Origin of the sequence: Mesorhizobium sp. M4B.F.Ca.ET.058.02.1.1 (genome assembly GCF_003952505.1) — a bacterium.
GTDB lineage: Bacteria > Pseudomonadota > Alphaproteobacteria > Rhizobiales > Rhizobiaceae > Mesorhizobium.
Map to the genome: position 1 here is coordinate 1,964,796 of NZ_CP034450.1, position 17,863 is coordinate 1,982,658.

Below are 17,863 nucleotides of genomic sequence, written 5' to 3' on the forward strand. Positions count from 1 at the left end.
GATCGCGCCTATGGAACCCGGGGCAGTGCTGGATGGCATTATCGTTGGGCAAAGATATTCATTCCAACTCGCGGGCGCGGCCGGCACGATCGCGCATCGCGGCAATGGCGTTCCTCATCGGCGCATTTTGCTCGGTGTCGCTGGCGGCTGAACCAGCAAGGCCCCTCGTCGACCTCGAACTGGTCCTCGCGGTGGATGTCTCGTCCTCGATGAGCTTGTCCGAACAACGGGTCCAGCGTGACGGTTATGTCAGCGCATTCCGGCATCCGGACCTCGCTGGAGCCATAGGATCGGGCGCACGCGGCATGATCGCTGTTTCATATCTCGAATGGGCCGGGCCGAACTATCAGCGCGTCGTTCTGCCCTGGACGATCGTCGGCAGCTACGACGACGCCAAGCGGTTCGCCGACGCCCTGGCGGTCGAGCCTGTCACAGCGCAGGCAGGCACTTCCATTTCGGGCGCCCTTCTGTCAGCGGGCGACCTGTTTGCAAAGAGCCGCACCGCAGCGGCGCGCCGGATTATCGATGTATCGGGAGACGGTCCCAACAATGCCGGCCTGCCCGTCGCGCCGATACGCGACAGGCTGACAGGCTCCGGCATCACCATCAATGGACTGCCCGTCTCGCTGCCGCGCGGTGGTTCAAACGGCTTCCAATCCTTTGGCGAGCACTATCTCAATCTTTACTACGAGCGCTGTGTCATTGGCGGACCGGACTCATTCTTGATCGGAATCGACGATCTCGGGCAGTTCGAAGTCGCGATCCGCCGAAAGCTGCTCCTTGAGATCGCGGGCATGCCCGCGCGGCCCAGACTCGCGTCCTACAGCCCGGCAGGCGGCCGGATGTTCGACTGCTCTATGATCGGAACCACCGCGCGGTAACGCGCTTGTGCTGGCCTAGGGACGGAAAGCCGCTCCCCAGCTTTCCAGAAATCTAGCTCGCGGCATTGAAACGCAGGATGACGCGGTCGTCCTTGTCGGCGATGATGAGCTTGCCGGCGTCGAATGGTAGGAGGCGGCCTTGGCCAGCGCCTCGAACAGCGCCTTCTCCTGAGCCATGACCTCAGGCGCGCAGGCCATGTAGGTCGAGCCGATGTCGCTGATGGCGATCTTTTCGCCGTCCACCTTGGCGGTGGCGAAATAGGCGTTGCAGGGGCCCTTGCCGCCGGCCTTGCCGCCCTCGTCCACCCGGAACGTCGCCTGCGGGTCGGTGATGACGCCGATGCCGTCGATATATTCGACCAGCCAACTCTGCCCGAGCAGCGTATCCGCCGTTGGGTCCTGCGCCACCATCTTCAGCACGATGGTCTCAGGCTTATCGCTCAGCGGGTCGACCTGATGGCGCGTATCGGTGATGAACAGCAGCTTGTCGTCGACGGTGATGCGCGCCTGCAGCGCGTAGGTCATGTTCGGGCGGACGACCCGCGGGTCGAAGCTGATCTCGAACTTGATAGGCACCTGGCCCGCCGGCGCTACCTTGCGCTCGCCGATGATGGCGGCCGGCGCGTCGGCCAGCGACATGTCGGCAAGCTGCACCGAGAGCACGGCATTGGGCGGCAGCGCGATACGCTCGCGATACATCACCTCGCCCTTCAGCGTCGTCTCGGCGGCATCGGAGAATTCCGGCACCGCAAGTACGCCAACGACCAACGGCACCAGGCCGAAGATGAAGAATTCAGCGATCCTGTCCAGCATGACCCAGCTCCCCTAGGTTGCGCCAGCCAACGCAGGGTCCTGCAGGATTGCGGTCAATACATGGCCACGGGGTGGATTCTAATCGGTCGGCTTCGTCATCCAGCGCTCGGCTGCCTCGTCGTCGGCCTCCTTGGCCTCGACCCAGCCACCCTCGGAAGCATCGGCACGGTGCTCCTTCTTCCAGAAGGGCGCGCGCGACTTGAGGTAATCCATGAGGAAATTCGCCGCCTCGAATGCCGCCTGCCGGTGCGCCGAAGCCGCCACCACCAGCACGATGTTCTCGCCGGGCCGGACCTTGCCGTGGCGGTGGATGACGGTCAGCCCCTGCAACGGCCAGCGCTGGACCGCCTCGGTGGCGATGCGACCGATCTCGGCCTCGGCCATGCCCGGATAGTGTTCGAGCTCGAGGGCGGCGAGCCTGCCCTGCTCGTCGCGGCAAAGACCGGAGAAGGTCACCACGGCGCCGATATCGGCACGTCCCTTGGTCAGCCCGGCGATTTCGGCGGCGACGTCGAAATCCTCGCGCTGGATGCGTATTGCAGGCACCACAGCGTCCGCCACCTCAGCCCCCTGTCATCGGCGGGAACAGCGCGATCTCGCGCGCGCCCGCGATCTTCTCGCGGTGGCCGACATGTTCCTGATTGATGGCGACGCGGATGACGTCAGGAAATTGCAGCGCGTTCTCGTATTCCTCGCCGCGCGACTTCAGCCAACGCAATAGGTCTGCCACCGTCTCGATGCCGGGTGGCAGGTCGACATCCTCTTCCGGCTTGCCGATCCGCTCGCGCACCCAGGCGAAATAGATGAGCCTGGTCGCCATCTCACTCGTCCATGATGTGCTTGAGGCCGGCGCGGAAATAATCGTAGCCGGTGTAGAGCGTCACGAGAGCTGCGATCCACAGCAGCACCAGTCCGGTCTGCGTGGTCAGCGGGAAGATCTTGTCGCCGGCGGGGCCCGCCAGCAGGAAGGCGATGGCGACCATCTGGATGGTGGTCTTCCACTTGGCGAGCTGGGTGACGGGCACGGACACCTTAAGCGCCGCCAGATATTCGCGCAGGCCAGAGACCAGGATCTCGCGGCATAGGATGATGATCGCCGCCCACAGCGACCAGCCGGCGATGCCGGCATGGCGGTCGGTGTCGGCGGCAAGAAGCAGCAGGCAGGTGGCGACCAGCAATTTGTCGGCGATCGGATCAAGCATCTTGCCGATGTTGGAGGTCTGCTGCCAGGCGCGCGCCAGATAGCCGTCGAAATAATCGGTGATGGAGGCGAGCAGGAAGATGACCAGCGCCGACCAGCGGGCGAAGTCGCTCGACTTCAGATGTCCCTCGAGAAAGAAGCACAGCACCACCAGCGGCACCGCGATGATACGGGCGTAGGTGAGGATGTTCGGCAGGTTAAACGCGCGCTGGGCCATGTCGTTTTGGGTACTCTCTCCGCTGCGTACTCAAATCAGAAGGGAATGTGGGGGGTCAACTGGTCAGATTCGATTGGTCAGGCGAAAATAGGCGCAAGAATGGTCAGCTGTCATGAAAATGGTTGTAGACCAGCTTGGCCATCTGTTCCGAAATGCCGTCGACCTTGACCAGGTCCTCGACCGCGGCGCGGCTGACGGCCTTGGCGGTGCCGAAATGCAAAAGCAGCGCGCGTTTGCGGCCGGGGCCGATGCCGGCGATCTCGTCGAGCGGACTCTTGACCATCTCTTTCTTGCGGCGGGCGCGGTGCGAGCCGATGGCGAAGCGGTGAACCTCGTCGCGCAGTCGCTGGACGAAATAGAGCACGGGGTCGCGCACCGGCAGCGAGAAAGAGTCCCTGCCCCTGACGAAGAAGCGCTCGCGGCCGGCGTCGCGGTCCTGGCCCTTGGCGATGCCGATCGCGGCGACGCGGTCCTCGATGCCGAGATCGGCGAGGATCTTGCGCACCGCCGTCATCTGGCCCTGGCCGCCGTCGATGAGGATGACGTCCGGCCAGGCCGGAAAGCCGCCATTGGCCTCGATGCCGTCCTCGCCGTCATCCTCGGCCGGTGCGCCTTCCGCCTCCTGCCGCGTGTCGCCATGCTCCTTGAGCAGGCGCGAGAACCGCCGCTCCATGACTTCGCGCATCATGCCGAAATCGTCGCCGGGCGTGATCTCAGTCGAGCGGATGTTGAACTTTCGGTACTGGTTCTTCACGAAGCCTTCCGCCCCGGCGACGACCATGGCGCCGACGGCATTGGTGCCCATGATGTGCGAGTTGTCGTAGACCTCGATGCGCACCGGTGGCTTGGCCAGGCCGAAGGTTTGCGCAAAGCCCGACAGCAGGCGCGCCTGCGTCGATGTCTCGGCCAGCCTGCGGCCGAGCGCCTCGCGCGCGTTCTGCAGCGCGTTGTCGGTCAGGTCCTTCTTCTCGCCGCGCTGTGGCACGGAGATCGACACCTTGCGGCCGGCGCGGGTCGACAGCGCCTCGGCCAGAAGTTCCTGCTCCACGACGGCGTGCGACAGCAAGATGGCGCGCGGCGTCGGCTTGTCGTCATAGAACTGCGCCAGGAACGAGCCCAGCACCTCCGCCGCCTCCAGCGCCGGGTCGGCCTTGGGGAAATAGGCGCGGTTGCCCCAGTTCTGGCCGGTGCGGAAGAAGAAGACCTGGATGCAGGTCTGGCCGCCCTCCTGGTGGACGGCGAAGACGTCGGCTTCCTCCACCGTCTGCGGGTTGATGCCCTGGTGCGCCTGCACATGCGAGAGCGCGGCCAACCGGTCGCGGTAGATGGCGGCGCGCTCGAAATCGAGCTCCTCCGAGGCCTGCTGCATGGCGGCGGAGATTTCCGTCTTCACCTTCAGACTGCGGCCCGAGAGAAAGTCCTTCGCCTCGGCGACCAGCCCGGCATAGTCCTGGTGCGAGATCTCGCCGGTGCAAGGACCGGCGCAGCGCTTGATCTGGTAGAGCAGGCAGGGCCGGGTACGGTTCTCGTAAAAGGAATTGGTGCAGCTCCTCAAAAGGAAGGCACGCTGCAGCGAATTGATGGTGCGGCCGACCGCGCCGGCGGAAGCGAAGGGGCCGAAATAGTCCCCTTTTCGTGAACGCGCGCCGCGATGCTTGTAGATGCCGGGCGAGACATGGTCGCCGGTCAGGAGGATATAGGGAAACGATTTGTCGTCCCGCATCAGCACGTTGAAGCGGGGCCTGAGCCGCTTGATGAGGTTCGCCTCGAGCAGCAGCGCCTCGATCTCGGTCCGGGTGACGACAAATTCCATCGTCGCCGTCTCGCGCACCATGCGGCCGATGCGGGCGGTGTGAAAGCGCCCCTGCGCGTAGTTGGTGACGCGCTTCTTCAGGCTGCGCGCCTTGCCGACATAGAGCACGTCGCCGGCGGCGTTCATCATGCGATAGACGCCGGGCGCGTTGGGCAGCCGCTTGACGAGCGTCTGGATCACCTCGGCGCCGACCATGCCATCGGCGTCGCCGGCATGCGGCGTCCAGTCGATCGTGGTGAAGGCAACATCCGGTCCGGCTGTCTCCGGCTCGACAATCTCCTCGACCGACTCGTCCTCGAGGTCGAGGTCGGGCGGCAGGTCGTCGGCGTCGCCGTTTCGTTTGTGCTTCTGATCTGTGGGACTCATTCCACCATGCCTGTCACATCGGGCGTCTGCCATGCAAGGTGCTGGCCGCCGTCCAGCGCGATCATCTGGCCGGTGACCGAGCGCGCGTCCCAGAGATAGCGGATGGTAGCGCCGAATTCGGACAAATCCGGGCCGCGCTTAAGGATCAGCCCGTCGAGCTGCGCGGCGAAATCATCATCGTCCTGGCGCGCGCTCTTGAGCGTCGGGCCCGGGCCGATAGCATTGACGCGGATGCGCGGGCCGAGCGCCTGCGCCAGCATCTGGGTTTGTGTCCACAGCGTCGACTTAGACAGCGCATAGGAAAAATAGCGCGGTGTCGGCCGCCACACGCGCTGGTCGATTATGTTGACGATCAGCCCTCCTCGCCTCGCGGCAGGGCGCGGGCGAAATTCTGCGCCAGAAGCGCCGGCGTCTTCACATGGATGGCGAAGTGGCGGTCCCAGGCCTGCCAGTCGAAATCCTCGACACGATCGTCGACGAAAAGCGAGGCATTGTTGACGAGCAACCTGACCGGCCCAAGCGCCGCCTCCGAGCGGCCGACGAGATCGCCGACGGCGTCCATGTCGGTGAGGTCGCCCGCGATCACGGCGGCGCGGCCGCCCTCGCCCCTTATGCGTTCAGCCAGCGCCTCTGCCTCGGCACCCGAGCGGTTGGCGTGGATGGCGACGGCAAAGCCATGCGCGGCCAAATCCTCGACGATCGCTTTACCGATCCGTTTTGCCCCACCCGTCACCAGCGCTGTCCCGGCGGCTTTGCTCATCTGTCAATCCTCAAATCGCCGCCTCGATTCCGGAAGCCGGCACATTATGACGGGGCAAGGGGTTAAACGCCATTTCCACCTGGGGCGGGAATGTGGCGGAACGGCCTCGTCGCAACCTTTGCGTGATCCGGATTCGCGCCGGCTGGATCGCAATATAGGACGCTGGACTCCTTGCACCAAGCCGCGTGCAGCGCAGCATGGAAGCCCTGCTGACATTTCGCTGTTGCGAAGATGCAACGTCACGGTTCAGCCTCATTCGCGCCGGGGAATGACCCAAGTTCAGGTTCGCTTCAGCCGCATTTCGACACGACATTTGGAACCGTTGAGCGCCGGGTCCGTTTATCCCCCCGGACGGGTCTTGGGGCGCTCATGAACAACAAGCCTATGTGTCCTGTGGCTTAAGGAGTAAAGAACAATGCAAGCCAATCTCAAATTCGCGCCGCTCGCGGTCGCGCTCGGGCTCTTCGCCCTTAGCGGTACTGCCTTCGCGGCCGACGTCATCTCGGAAGAGCCGCCGGCCCCCGCTCCGGTTGCCGAGCTTCCCGTCGCTTCCTGGGCCGGCCCGTATCTCGGCCTGAGCGCCGGCTATGGCTTCAGCGGTCATGCCGACGTTTCCGGCGGTCCCGACATCAAGACCAAGGGCTTTGTCGGCGGCGTCTTCGGCGGCTACCAGTGGCAGCAGGAGAACTTCGTGTACGGTGCTGAAGCCGATCTCGGCTACAATGGCGTCAAGGGTTCCAGCGCCGGCGTCGAAGCCAAGGGCGGCCTGGATGGCTCGCTGCGCGCTCGCCTCGGTTATTCCGTGACGCCGGAAATCCTGCTCTACGGCACCGGCGGTCTTGCGGCCAAGAACCAGAAGATCGACGACGGCGTCTCCAGCGACAGCAAGGCGATGCTCGGCTGGACGGCCGGTGTCGGCACCGACATCAAGATCACCGATAACGTGTTTGGCCGTGTCGAGTACCGCTACACCGACTACGGCGACAAGGACTTCGACAATGTCGGCAACGTCGAGTCGAAGGACAACCGCGTCACCTTCGGCGTCGGTATGAAGTTCTAAGTCGTCCAAGCCACGACACGAAAAAGCCGGGCCTCGCGCCCGGCTTTTTTTGTGCCTGCACTGGAACGGATGCGGCCCCCTCACCTATCAGCTTGTCAGGTGCTTGGTCGATCGGCTGGCTTTTCCTGGAAGCCGTCATGGGCGGGTATCGACGGCAGCCGCTCGAGCCATGTCATCCGCGAGCGCATCAAGACCTGCGCATCGGGCTGGTAGTCGTCCGGATTGGTCATGGTGGCGGCGTGCACATGGATCTCATGAGGCCATCTGTCCGAGCGGAAATAGAGTCTCGTGCCGCAGGACGGGCAGAAGCCGCGAAAGGTGTTCGGGCTGCTTTCATAGTGGCTGATCTCGCCGATCCAGGCTCATCTGCTCCGGCCGCATGCCCAGGAAGGCCGTCAACGGGGCGGACGTGGCGCGCCGGCAATCGGCGCAGTGGCAGACCAGATTGCGTGTGATGTCCCCGGAATAGGTCCAGGTGACCGCCTCGCACATACAACGTCCCGTCAGAAACGCCATCGCAATCCTCCCGCCGGCCGCGTTGCCGAGCCGGTTCACGACACCAGTCGATGCAGTGCAAGATAGGCTGCTCCATCAGCTCACATGCGCTTCTTTGCGACCTTGGCTGGCTTCGATTTCGGCGGCAGCGTCTCGACGAAGGCCAGCGCGAGATCGAGCCAGCTGTCGAGATCGGCCTCCGTCGCCGTGCCCTCAGGCGCGACGTGGACGTAGCCCTCCATCGCCCGGCCGCCCATTTCCATTGGGCGGGCATGCGGACGCGCGGCGGCGGTCTCATGCGCCGCTTTGCCGACACGCACCAGCAGTCCTCGCTTCGAGGTACCGATCAGCATGTTGCCGTTGAGCATGAAGCAGGTGCCGCCGAACATCTTCTGTTCAGTGAAGGCGCGCTGGCCGAGAGCCGCGCGCAGGCGCTCGACCATGGGGTCTGGCGCGACGCTGGTTTTGGTGACTGACTTCGCCATGCTCACCACTCCGACTTGGGGAGTATCAGGCAAGCATGGAAGTGGATGGGGTTCAAGCTAGTCTCCCCTTGGGGGAGAAGGGGAAGGCGCCTACGCCGGCACGGCCGGTTTCAGGTCCGGGAACTTCTCGTCGAAGCGCGCCGCCCAGCGGGTCAGCCGGCCGCGGCCTTTTTCCCATTTGCCGGCGAAGCGCAGCGCCAGATAGCCGAGGGTGGCGCGCAGCGCCATCTGGCCGGCGGTGATCTTCTTCGGCAGCTTTGGCGGGTTGGCGTTGAGCAGATCGAGCGCGGTGGTGATCTTCGCCCACTGGCGATCGAGCCAGGGCTGATAGACCATCTCTTCCGGCCGCGTGCGCCGCTCATAGACCATCGACAGCGCGCAATCGCAGATGCCGTCGGCCAGCGCTTCCAGCACCTCGGCCTCGAGCCGCTTGTCGGGATTGCGCGGGAACAGCGCGTTCTTCGATACGCGATTGAGGTGCTGGGTGATGGCGCGGCTGTCGTAGATCGAGCGGCCGTCGTCGAGGACCAGCACGGGGATCTTGCCGAGCGGATTGGCGCCGATCAATTCGGCCGGCTTCTCCTCGGTCTTGACCGGTACGAGGTCGATGGCGATGCCGGCATAGAGCGCGGCCATGCAGACCTTCGAGCTGTAGGGAGAGGTGGAGGCGTAGAGCAGCTTCGGCATGGTCGGGTTCCTGTTTGTGTGCGCGCACTGTTGACCGATCATGGCCGGCAAGACAACGGCCAGTGTCGCGAAACCGGACAGCCAGTGCGCCGGCAACGAATTGCCGGGGAAGCCGAACAACAAAAAAGCTCCCGGAAGTTCTGCCGATGGCAAAGTCCCGGGAGCTTTAGGGGGAGCGTCCGCTCCAGCTTCGCCAGTGGCGCCGAACTGGCGAGAGGGGTACCGACGGCACCCGCCCTCACCTGTCCTTGTCGCGAGCGAAGCTACGCGATTACTTCTTGGCGGCCGGCTTCTTTGCCGGAGCTGCCTTCTTCACTGCAGACGCCGACTTGGCGGCGGCGGCCTTCATCGGTGCCTTGGTGGCGGGCTTGGCCGCGGCCTTGGCTGCAGGCTTCTTGGCGGCAGGCTTCGCTGCTGCCTTGGCGGCGGGCTTGGCTGCGGCCTTGGCGGCGGGCTTGGCTGCGGCCTTGGCGGCGGGCTTGGCCGCGGCCTTTGCGACCGGCTTCTTGGCGGCGGGTTTCGCCGCTGCCTTCACCGGAGCCTTGGCGGCTGCCTTCGGCGCTGCCTTCTTCACTGCAGGTTTCGCGGCAGCCTTCGGTGCCGCTTTCTTTGCCGGCGCTTTCGCCGCCGGCGCCTTGCTTGTCGTCTTTGCCATGCGATGCCCCTTGCGTTTTGCCGGCGATCGTCAGTGATCCGGCATGCTCATGCATATCTGACTCGCGGCTTTCTAGCCAGCGAAGCATTACACTGAATTTCGCAGATTAAATTTCTGTTAGGGCGAAAGCATGCTCGCAATGATCGGCACAAAAGTCCGCGGAGATTCTTCGTAGCTCGCCGCGAACTTCCGCGAGAGAAATTGAAGCCACGCGACTCATGCGATCTTCTGGTCAAGCGCGGGAACTCTTGCAATGGCGGTGCTCGCGCGAGCTCACGCGAAGGGCTGTCGTATCGGCTTGCTTGATAGAGCGACTGCAGAACAACTCAAAACTTAATGCGAGCTTGTAGCTCATATATATTCAGACCCGATCTAAGTGGCGGGGAAGCAGCATTCGCTGCGGGACAGCGTTCTTCTCTGAGCCGCCGACTTTCGTCACTCGGCAAGCCAAACCGTTGGCTTTCCGTCCGCTGCGCGGACCGCTCCGCAACCCTCACTTTGGTAGAGATTGGCCGTTGCGCCGGCTTTCGTCAGTCGCCAATGCTGCAGGGTTGAATGGCGCGCGAAGGAATGCCGTGTCTTCCGCACCGCGCAGCCGCTTTTCCCTTGAAATATAAAGGCTTTCGGGCCGTCACAGCCCGGCCGGCTCTGACACCAACTGCAGCCTTCGCGACGGCTCGGTCCGATGGAGATGGACGGCAAATGTGTCCCAGGGCGGAGTGACGGCGATTTGCGCGAGGATGCGGCCGATCTCGCCGCGATGATAGCCGCCGTGGATGACGACATGGGTCAGCATTTCCTGGCGCGACATCATCGCCTTGTCGCCATCGGTGAAGATGAACGGGACGAGCTCCGCCAGAAGTTGCGGCGTTACCGCATCGAGATAGTCGCGATACCAGCGGTCCATCGCTTCGACATCGGCGCGCAGCGCATCGAGCGACGGCGTGTCCTCGGTGTTGTCGGAAACATAGCCGTGGCGCGTGCCGGAAAGATGCGCGGCGAATATCTTCGACACGACGAGATTGTGATTGAGCAGACGGATCGCTGCGTGGCGCTCGCTTGCGTGCGCTTGCGCGAGGTCTGCGAGACTTTCAAGCAGCTCGGCGTTGGCCCAGGCCTGATAGTCGAAGAGGCTGCGAAGCAGGGAAAGCGCGCACATCGCCGTTGTTCCTTTTTGTGAAAATGTGAGTATCTTGTTTATATTCTCGCGAGGCGGAACAAACATGTCTACTCGCATTGCCAAGCCGCGCATGCGCATGCGCAAGGTGCCGCGCCAGGCGCGTTCACGGGCGACCGTCGAAGCGATCATCGAGGCGGGTGCTCATGTTCTGAGCGAGCTCGGATGGGCAGGCTTCACCACCAACAAAGTGGCCGAGACGGCCGGCGTCAGCATCGGCTCGCTCTATCAATATTTTCCAGACAAGCTGTCGCTGCTCGAAGCGATCCGTCGCCGCCATTTCGATCAGGTGCTGTCGGTGATCGCCGAATCAGCCGAAGGCGGCAAGCCGCTCAGGCGATTCGCGCAGGAGCTGGTGCGCGGCATGATCGAGGCGCACAGCATCCATCCGACGCTGCATCAGGTGCTGCTCGACGAGGCGCCGGGCGATCGCGGCTCACGCGCCGCGCATGCCTCGTTCCAGACCCGCTATCTCGAACACTACACGGCCGCCGTGGCGCAGTACCGCAGGCGCCGGAAAGACGTCGAGACGATCGCGCGCGTGCTGTCCTCGGCGGTCGAGGGCGTGATCCACAATGCGGCGCGACGGGACATGCTGGATGCGCCGGAACTGCGCAAGCAACTCGTCGAGCTGATCTGCGCCTATCTTTCCGGCGCGCGGACAGGATAGCCGCGCCTAGCGCAGCACGCGGCAGCGGCCGTTGTAGACCATCCAGCGGTCGAAGCCCGAGACGCAGAATTCGACATTGTCGCCGATCGATGCGAAGCCCTGGCCCTCCTCGATCAGGTACCAGATGGTACGGGCGCGGCCGTCGGACAGGCTGACCGTGGCGCCGCAATAGCGGCGGCCGATCGGCCATTCCTCGCTGGCCGGCAGGTAGCGGTGCTGGTGGATGCGGCTGAAATCGGTGATCGCGACATCCGGCAGATGCGGGACGTGGCGCACCTGATAGGCGAAACGGTCGGTGATCTTGTTCAGCACCCAGGCCTCACCGCAGACGCCGCTGTCCTCGTCGGAATAGACGGCGAGGTCGGCGGCATGCGCCGCCTGGGTGAAGCCAAGCGATGTGCCAAGCGGCGTGCAGAGCGAGATCAGCGCGGCAAGAGCGGAACGAGCGAAGCGAGTCATGGCAGCCTCTCGAGATCGATTGTGCACACTGTGCGGATTCGCTTGGCGGCGGTCAAGCGATTGCGACGGCAATGGTTTCCGAGGCGTGGCCGCCGGCATCGGCGGCCGATCCCAGCCGGCGCAGGCCATCCCATCCGCTCGCGCCAACGGGCTGGGTGGAAGCCACGCCGCGCGGTCAGTGCCCTACTCGCCCGCCAGCCAGTCCAGCGTCCAGCGCGACGGCTGCGCGACTGCCGTCACCTTGTGCAGGGCCGGCAGCAGGATCCGCAACTCGCCTTCCAGCGTGAACGGCGGATTGACCACTACCATGCCGCTGCCGTCGAGGCTGGGCTCAGTTGATGCCGGCCGGATCTCGAAGCCGATGTCGAGCAGTTTCGGGATGCCCGTCTCCTTCAGCGCCGCCCTGAACGCCGCGACCGCCTTGCGGTCCTTGATCGGATACCAGAGCGCGTAGATGCCGCCCGGCCAGCGCCGGTGCGCTCTCGACAGCCCGTCGACGATGCGGGAGAACTCCCCTCCCTCCTCGAAGGGCGGATCGACGAGCACGAGGCCCCGCTTCTCCTTCGGCGGCAGGTGCGCGCCGAGCGCCAGCCAGCCGTCGAGCTCGATCACCCTTGTCTGGAAATCGCCGGCGAAGACCGCCTTCAGCCGCTCCGCGTCATGCGGATGCAGTTCGATCGCCGTCAGCCGGTCCTGTTTGCGCAGCAGGTGCCTGGCGATCAGAGGCGAGCCGGGATAGTTCTTCACCCCGCCCTCGGGGTTCAGGGCACGAACGGCCTCGAGATAGGGCGCCAGCAGGGCGGTGACCTTGGCATCCAGATGCGCGTCGACCAGCCGGCCGATGCCGCCCAGCCATTCGCCGGTCTTCTGAGCTTCCACCGACGACAGGTCGTAGCGGCCGATGCCGGCATGGGTGTCGATGACGCGGAAGGCCTTGTCCTTCTGCTTCAGATAGTCGAGCAGACGCGTCAGCACGACATGCTTGACGACATCGGCGAAGTTGCCGGCGTGGTAGGCGTGGCGGTAGTTCATGCCGCCCTCAGTTCGACAAGCCGCCGCGGCCCCAGCGCGGCGGTGGCGGCTGCGAGTTGGGGTTCTGTGGCCTGCCGCCGCGACCGCCGAACGCGAAGGAAAGCACCAGCCCGATCAGCCCGACGCCCATCATCGCGTAGCCGACCGGCCGTGCCCGCTCGTCGATGGCGCCGGCTTCTGCGCGCAGCACGAGATCGACCGCCCGGATCGGGATACCCTCGGCATCGCCCGGACCGACGGTAAAGAGATAGGGGCCGGGGCTGACCGCCTGGATCACGCCCGCCTCGTCACGGAAGATCTTGTCCGGCAGTTGCGGGCTTGCCTGGCGCGGATTGTCGGAATGACTGAATTGGAGCGTCGAGGCGAGCGCGGTGCGGCCGCCGGTGGCGGCGGTCAGCGTCAGCACGGTGCGCTGTTGCGAGACGATGCGCTCGGCCCGCGCCGTGAGGTCGACCAACACCCTCAGCGGCGCGTCGCGCGCGGCGAGCGGCACCGTCACCGGCCGGAAGCGGCCCTGCTCATACACCCGCCAGGTGCCGATCTCGTGGCCGGAGAAATTGCTCATCGCCCAGGGATAGAGGACGCCGATGGCGACGCCGGCGAGGAGGACAAGAACGAAAAGGAAGCGCATCGAAGGCCTTGGCTAGCTAATTCCCGTGGCCGCGAGCGCTTCCACCTTTTGCGGTCGCGGCCCGAGCACCATCGCGAATCCGCTCCATTTCGTCCAGCAGCATCTCCAGGCCGAGATCGAAGGTCTTGTCGAAACCGGCGGTGCCGAAATAGGCCCCGGCCGCCACGACGCTGGGAAAATCACGGGCAAGCTCTTCGTTGCTGACGGTGGTGACCGCCGACGGGCCTTTGGCGTAGCCCGCGGTCTCATCGAGGATCGCCCCCATCAGATAGTAGCCAGCGGCGCGAAACAGCCGGGCGCTAAGCTCGGGACCGAATCCGCCCGCCTCGAATACGCCGATGATGCTGTTCAGCTTGGCCAGACATGGCGGCGAGTTCATGCGGTAAACGACGATGAACGGCGCGAAGGCCGGGTGTTCGGTGGCGACACGGCGGAACTCCTGCATACCGACGCGGACCCGCTCACGCCAGGGCAGGCTTTCATCGGGGACCACCAGCGCGCTCATCTGCCGATCGACAAGCGTCTCGTAAAGATGCGCCTGCGAGGGGAAGTGATGGTAGATGCTCATCGCCTCGCAGCCGAGCGCGGCGGCCAGCTTGCGCATCGAGAAACCGGAAAGCCCTTCCCGCTCGATCACCTCGAAGGCGGCGTCCTCGATCATCTCGCGGGACAACCGGCCGCGTGTTCGCTTTCTTTTGCTCGATGAGTCCATGGCGGCGCTTGACAACTTACACTGTAAGGTTCATTTTCGGCCATACCTTACATCGTAAGGCTATCAAATACCAGAGGAGAAACAATGTCGACCCATCGCACGCTTTCAAATTCCACCCTTCGCCTGGCGTCCGCATCAATGCTCGCGGCCGCTTGCGCCTTGACCCTGACCTTGGCCTCGGCGCCTGCCCAGGCCGACGACTACGACGCCGCCATCAAGGACATCCAGTCGACCATGGGCGGCGTGCCGAGCTTCGTGAAGCAGTTCCCGAAGGCCGGTCTGCCCGGCGCCTGGGCCGAGGTCAAGGCCATTGAGCTCAGCGACAAGACGGCGCTGCCGCCGAAGGTGAAGTCGCTGATCTCGCTGGCGGTCGCGGCACAGATTCCGTGCAACTACTGCATCTGGTCGGACACGCAGGACGCCAAGCGCGCCGGCGCTACCGACGAGGAGATCCAGGAAGCGGTGGCGATGGCCGCGATCACCCGCCACTGGAGCACCATCTTCAACGGCATGCAGGTCGATTTCGAGCAGTTCAAGAAGGAGATGGGCGGGGAGTAGGCCGCCGGTGGCAAAGGTTTCGACATGATCGACAAGGCCCGCCGTTCGCGGGCCTTGTCGTCCATTGGTGAGCCCCCTTCCTCCCAATAGCGCAGGTGGCTCGAATGCCTGCCCGGACGTCCTCGGATGTTATCCCCGCAGGCGGTTTTTCGTCGGGCGACGCCCGGCTCGCCCATTGCACCCCAGAGTGGAAACGCCACTGCGAGCCGGGTGAAACCCGGCCGGCCGCCGGCACCGAGCAGCACCGCCTCAACCTGCCCTGCAGGCGGGCGACGGTTCCCGGCTCGCCCCCACGGCGACCCGCGCAGGACTGCCAGCAATTGCGCCAGTTTTCGCCGAGACTGTTTGTGGTCCGGCTAACCACATCTGTATTTCCCAAGCTTATCCAAGGACATCCGCAGCGCGTCGAAAGATAGACTTGCGATGCACTTGCCGGCTCGATCATCCGACACCTTCAAGCCCGCCAGTGCCGTTGGCCACAAAGCTTTCCCAGCGACTGGAGTGCCTGCTTCGCCGCTGCCTGCGACCGCTACGGCCTCGCCATTCCAGGCCGGCGGAAAAAGCCGATCCGCGCGGCTCATGATTAACCAATCGCGAACGAGTGAGGTTAACAAACAGCTAATTTAGTTGACTACTATCCCCACAGGTATATTTTTATATGCGTTGGGTGTGCAATTTGGGCGAGCAAGATCGGCGATGGTGGCAACCAGACGCGTGATCGCGATTCACGGGGCATAGCAGGCTGAGCGGCAACCAATAAGCCGTACAGTACAGCTCCCGCAAACTCAGACGTTTTTACGCACATCATGGGTGATGGCACCTTTGGCTGACGCCGGGGGTTCGCCACGGTTTCAGGACTTGGTCGAGCCTTGCCCGACCGGGGTGGTGGTGTGCGTGCCGCGTAAGGGGGAGTCATGAGCAGGATTATGAAGGTCGTGAAACTTGGCCCGGGGGCTGGCCGCAAGGGCGCCAATGCCGATCGTGGTCGTGCGCTGGTCGCCGGTGGCGCGGGGTTCCTGGGTTCGCATTTGTGCGAAAGACTGCTGCTGGACGGATACGAGGTCGTCGTCCTCGACAACTTCCACACCGGGAAGCGCTACAACCTCAATGGCATGCATCGCGACCCGTTCTTCACCTGCATCAAGCACGACATCGTCGATGTGCTGCCGATGGACCTTGCGGTCGACGAGATCTACAACCTCGCCTGCCCCGCCTCCCCGCCGCATTACCAAGCCGATCCGATCCATACGTTCAAGACGAGCGTGCTGGGGTCGATCAACCTTCTGGAGCTCGCCCGTCGCCACAAGGCCAAGATCTTCCAGGCTTCGACCTCCGAGATCTACGGCGACCCGCTGGTGCATCCGCAGCCCGAGAGCTATTTCGGCAACGTCAACACGCATGGCCCGCGCTCCTGCTATGACGAGGGCAAGCGCTCGGCCGAGACGCTGTTCTACGACTATTCGCGGACATACGGCATCGACGTCCGTGTCGCCCGCATCTTCAACACCTATGGCCCGCGCATGCAGCCCGACGACGGCCGCGTGGTGTCGAACTTCATCGTCCAGGCGCTGCGCGGCGAGGACATTACCGTCTACGGCAGCGGCACGCAGACGCGCTCATTCTGCTTCGTGGACGACCTCATCGAAGGCTTCATCCGGCTGATGAACGCCCCGGCGGCGGCAGCGCACCCGGTCAATCTCGGCAACCCCGTCGAGTTCACCATCATGGAGCTGGCGGAGCTGGTCGTCGGTTACACGAACTCCCGCTCGCGCATCGTGCACCGGCCGCTTCCGGTCGACGATCCGAAGCAGCGCAAGCCCGATATTTCCTTCGCCAGGCAGCATCTCGGCTGGGAGCCGAAGGTCGCCTTGAGCGAAGGCCTCGCCCACACCACGGCGTATTTCGACGCACTGCTCGGCGGCCGCCGGTTCGCTGCCGCGCGCAGCAGCCACAGGTGGGCCAGGGAGGCTGCCGTGTCATGACTCGTCGCCCCGTCCTCGTAACCGGTGGCGCCGGCTTCATCGGCAGCCACACCTGCAAGCTGCTCTCGGCAGCCGGTTACCTGCCGGTGGTCTACGACAATCTGAGCCGCGGCAACGAGGAATCCGTCTGCTGGGGTCCGCTGGTTGTCGGCGATATCCGCGATCGCCGGGCGCTCGATCGGGTGATCACCACCCGTCGGCCACAGGCGATCATCCACTTCGCAGCACTCGCCTATGTCGGCGAGTCGGTCGGCGAGCCGGCCGACTATTATTCGACCAACGTGGCGGGAACGATCTGCGTGCTCGATGTGGCGCGGACGCATGGCATCGACAACATCATCTTTTCCTCGAGCTGCGCGACCTACGGCGTGCCCGAGACCCTGCCGGTGCGCGAGACCTCGCCGCAGAACCCGATCAGCCCCTATGGACGCACCAAGCTGATGGGCGAGCAGATCATCAAGGACTATGCCGCGGCCTATGGCATGAAATACGCGATCCTGCGCTACTTCAACGCCTGTGGCGCCGATCCCGAGGGCGAGCTTGGCGAATGGCATACGCCTGAAACGCACCTCATACCCAGAGTATTGATGGCGGCGTCCGGTATTATCGACGCGATCGAGGTTTTCGGCACCGACTACGACACGGCCGACGGCACCTGCGTGCGCGACTACATCCATGTCAGCGACCTTGCCCGCGCGCACCTCAAGGCCCTGATGCATCTGGAAACCGGCGGCGACAACCTTTCGGTCAATCTCGGCACCGGCCGAGGCGTATCCATCAATGAGATCCTGGACGCGGTCGGCCGCATGACGGCGCGACCGGTTCCAGTCGTCCATCGGACACGGCGTCCTGGCGACCCGGCCGAGCTCTATGCCGATCCGAGCCTGGCGCGCGAGCAGTTGGGCTTCGCGGCGGAGCTCTCCGACATCGACACCATCGTCAGAACGGCCGCACCCTTCTTCGGGCTGGGTCCGGCAACGCCGGCGCCGGCAATTCCTGTCCCGGCTGTCACGGCCACGTCGCGCGCCAGACGCGCGCCGCGCGGCACGAACACCGGCAAACAACGCCAGCCCGCAAGGCTGACAGTCGTCCCAGTGAGTAATGTGTCGGGGCGCGGGCTCGCTGAGTTGGGTTGAGGGCTCTCTCAGCGGGCCTCTTCTTGTCTGATCTGCCTGCGGCGGCCAGACCTGATTGCCGGAGCGGTTCGGC

20 protein-coding genes and 2 pseudogenes are annotated in these 17,863 nt (G+C 64.4%); 6 read left to right on the top strand and 16 right to left on the bottom strand.

The features are described 5' to 3' along the window. The first annotated feature begins 104 nt into the window (after positions 1–104). The gene (locus EJ073_RS10110) at positions 105–881 is read left to right on the top strand and encodes a DUF1194 domain-containing protein (protein WP_189347876.1); all 777 of its coding nucleotides are present in this window, start codon (positions 105–107) and stop codon (positions 879–881) included. Positions 882–896: 15 nt separating this feature from the next. On the opposite strand, the gene EJ073_RS10115 is transcribed toward EJ073_RS10110, so the two are convergent. The 6 genes and pseudogenes from EJ073_RS10115 to EJ073_RS10140 form a co-directional block, all read right to left on the bottom strand. Then, a complete protein-coding gene (locus EJ073_RS10115) occupies positions 897–1,694 on the bottom strand; it encodes a YbaY family lipoprotein (protein ID WP_245455524.1) in 798 nt (265 codons plus the stop codon). A 78-nt stretch (positions 1,695–1,772) separates the two neighbouring features. Beyond that, positions 1,773–2,255 (bottom strand): molybdenum cofactor biosynthesis protein MoaE, encoded by a 483-nt coding sequence (locus EJ073_RS10120; RefSeq protein ID WP_126055599.1) that lies wholly within the window; start codon positions 2,253–2,255, stop codon positions 1,773–1,775. A 1-nt stretch (position 2,256) separates the two neighbouring features. Continuing rightward, a complete protein-coding gene (gene moaD, locus EJ073_RS10125; protein WP_126055600.1) occupies positions 2,257–2,514 on the bottom strand; it encodes a molybdopterin converting factor subunit 1 in 258 nt (85 codons plus the stop codon). A gap of 1 nt (position 2,515) precedes the next feature. Continuing rightward, positions 2,516–3,112, bottom strand: coding sequence for a CDP-diacylglycerol--glycerol-3-phosphate 3-phosphatidyltransferase (gene pgsA, locus EJ073_RS10130; RefSeq protein WP_126055601.1), 597 nt, complete (start codon positions 3,110–3,112; stop codon positions 2,516–2,518). A gap of 103 nt (positions 3,113–3,215) precedes the next feature. Beyond that, positions 3,216–5,291, bottom strand: coding sequence for an excinuclease ABC subunit UvrC (gene uvrC, locus EJ073_RS10135; RefSeq protein ID WP_126055602.1), 2,076 nt, complete (start codon positions 5,289–5,291; stop codon positions 3,216–3,218). Then, a pseudogene (locus EJ073_RS10140) lies at positions 5,288–6,051 on the bottom strand (SDR family oxidoreductase). Before EJ073_RS10140 ends, uvrC begins: the two are co-directional and overlap by 4 nt. Positions 6,052–6,466: 415 nt before the next feature. Here EJ073_RS10140 and EJ073_RS10145 point away from each other — a divergent pair. Continuing rightward, positions 6,467–7,111, top strand: a complete 645-nt coding sequence (locus tag EJ073_RS10145) for an outer membrane protein (protein WP_126055603.1) — start codon at positions 6,467–6,469, stop codon at positions 7,109–7,111. A 95-nt stretch (positions 7,112–7,206) separates the two neighbouring features. Here the strand turns inward: EJ073_RS10145 and EJ073_RS32065 are convergent, their stop codons facing one another. From EJ073_RS32065 to EJ073_RS10170, 6 genes and pseudogenes are all read right to left on the bottom strand, one after another. Then, positions 7,207–7,356, bottom strand: a complete 150-nt coding sequence (locus EJ073_RS32065) for a hypothetical protein (protein WP_245455525.1) — start codon at positions 7,354–7,356, stop codon at positions 7,207–7,209. Continuing rightward, positions 7,357–7,467, bottom strand: a pseudogene (locus EJ073_RS32070) (GFA family protein); the annotation flags it as partial. Positions 7,468–7,707: 240 nt separating this feature from the next. Beyond that, positions 7,708–8,091, bottom strand: a complete 384-nt coding sequence (locus EJ073_RS10155) for a TfoX/Sxy family protein (protein WP_245455526.1) — start codon at positions 8,089–8,091, stop codon at positions 7,708–7,710. Positions 8,092–8,181: 90 nt separating this feature from the next. Then, a complete protein-coding gene (locus tag EJ073_RS10160; protein ID WP_126055605.1) occupies positions 8,182–8,778 on the bottom strand; it encodes a glutathione S-transferase family protein in 597 nt (198 codons plus the stop codon). Between the two features lie 271 nt (positions 8,779–9,049). Beyond that, the gene (locus EJ073_RS31525; protein ID WP_189347729.1) at positions 9,050–9,433 is read right to left on the bottom strand and encodes a hypothetical protein; all 384 of its coding nucleotides are present in this window, start codon (positions 9,431–9,433) and stop codon (positions 9,050–9,052) included. Positions 9,434–10,064: 631 nt separating this feature from the next. Further along, positions 10,065–10,592, bottom strand: a complete 528-nt coding sequence (locus EJ073_RS10170) for a DinB family protein (protein WP_126055606.1) — start codon at positions 10,590–10,592, stop codon at positions 10,065–10,067. Between the two features lie 97 nt (positions 10,593–10,689). Here EJ073_RS10170 and EJ073_RS10175 point away from each other — a divergent pair, with 97 nt between their 5' ends. Beyond that, on the top strand, positions 10,690–11,280 hold the full coding sequence (locus EJ073_RS10175; RefSeq protein ID WP_126059153.1) for a TetR/AcrR family transcriptional regulator: 591 nt from the start codon (positions 10,690–10,692) through the stop codon (positions 11,278–11,280). Positions 11,281–11,286: 6 nt separating this feature from the next. Here the strand turns inward: EJ073_RS10175 and EJ073_RS10180 are convergent, their stop codons facing one another. From EJ073_RS10180 to EJ073_RS10195, 4 genes are all read right to left on the bottom strand, one after another. Beyond that, entirely contained in the window at positions 11,287–11,739 is a 453-nt protein-coding gene (locus EJ073_RS10180; protein ID WP_126055607.1) for a hypothetical protein, read from the bottom strand. Positions 11,740–11,922: 183 nt separating this feature from the next. Further along, positions 11,923–12,771, bottom strand: coding sequence for a 23S rRNA (adenine(2030)-N(6))-methyltransferase RlmJ (locus EJ073_RS10185; RefSeq protein ID WP_126055608.1), 849 nt, complete (start codon positions 12,769–12,771; stop codon positions 11,923–11,925). Between the two features lie 7 nt (positions 12,772–12,778). Then, complete coding sequence (locus tag EJ073_RS10190) at positions 12,779–13,402, bottom strand: hypothetical protein (RefSeq protein ID WP_126055609.1); 624 nt, start codon at positions 13,400–13,402, stop codon at positions 12,779–12,781. A 16-nt stretch (positions 13,403–13,418) separates the two neighbouring features. Continuing rightward, a complete protein-coding gene (locus tag EJ073_RS10195) occupies positions 13,419–14,063 on the bottom strand; it encodes a TetR/AcrR family transcriptional regulator (protein WP_245455527.1) in 645 nt (214 codons plus the stop codon). Positions 14,064–14,198: 135 nt separating this feature from the next. Here EJ073_RS10195 and EJ073_RS10200 point away from each other — a divergent pair, with 135 nt between their 5' ends. From EJ073_RS10200 to galE, 3 genes are all read left to right on the top strand, one after another. Beyond that, positions 14,199–14,672, top strand: a complete 474-nt coding sequence (locus EJ073_RS10200) for a carboxymuconolactone decarboxylase family protein (protein ID WP_245455528.1) — start codon at positions 14,199–14,201, stop codon at positions 14,670–14,672. A gap of 914 nt (positions 14,673–15,586) precedes the next feature. Then, positions 15,587–16,654, top strand: coding sequence for a UDP-glucuronic acid decarboxylase family protein (locus tag EJ073_RS10205; protein WP_126055611.1), 1,068 nt, complete (start codon positions 15,587–15,589; stop codon positions 16,652–16,654). Continuing rightward, the gene (gene galE, locus EJ073_RS10210; protein ID WP_126055612.1) at positions 16,651–17,790 is read left to right on the top strand and encodes a UDP-glucose 4-epimerase GalE; all 1,140 of its coding nucleotides are present in this window, start codon (positions 16,651–16,653) and stop codon (positions 17,788–17,790) included. Before EJ073_RS10205 ends, galE begins: the two co-directional genes overlap by 4 nt. Positions 17,791–17,863 lie beyond the last annotated feature (73 nt).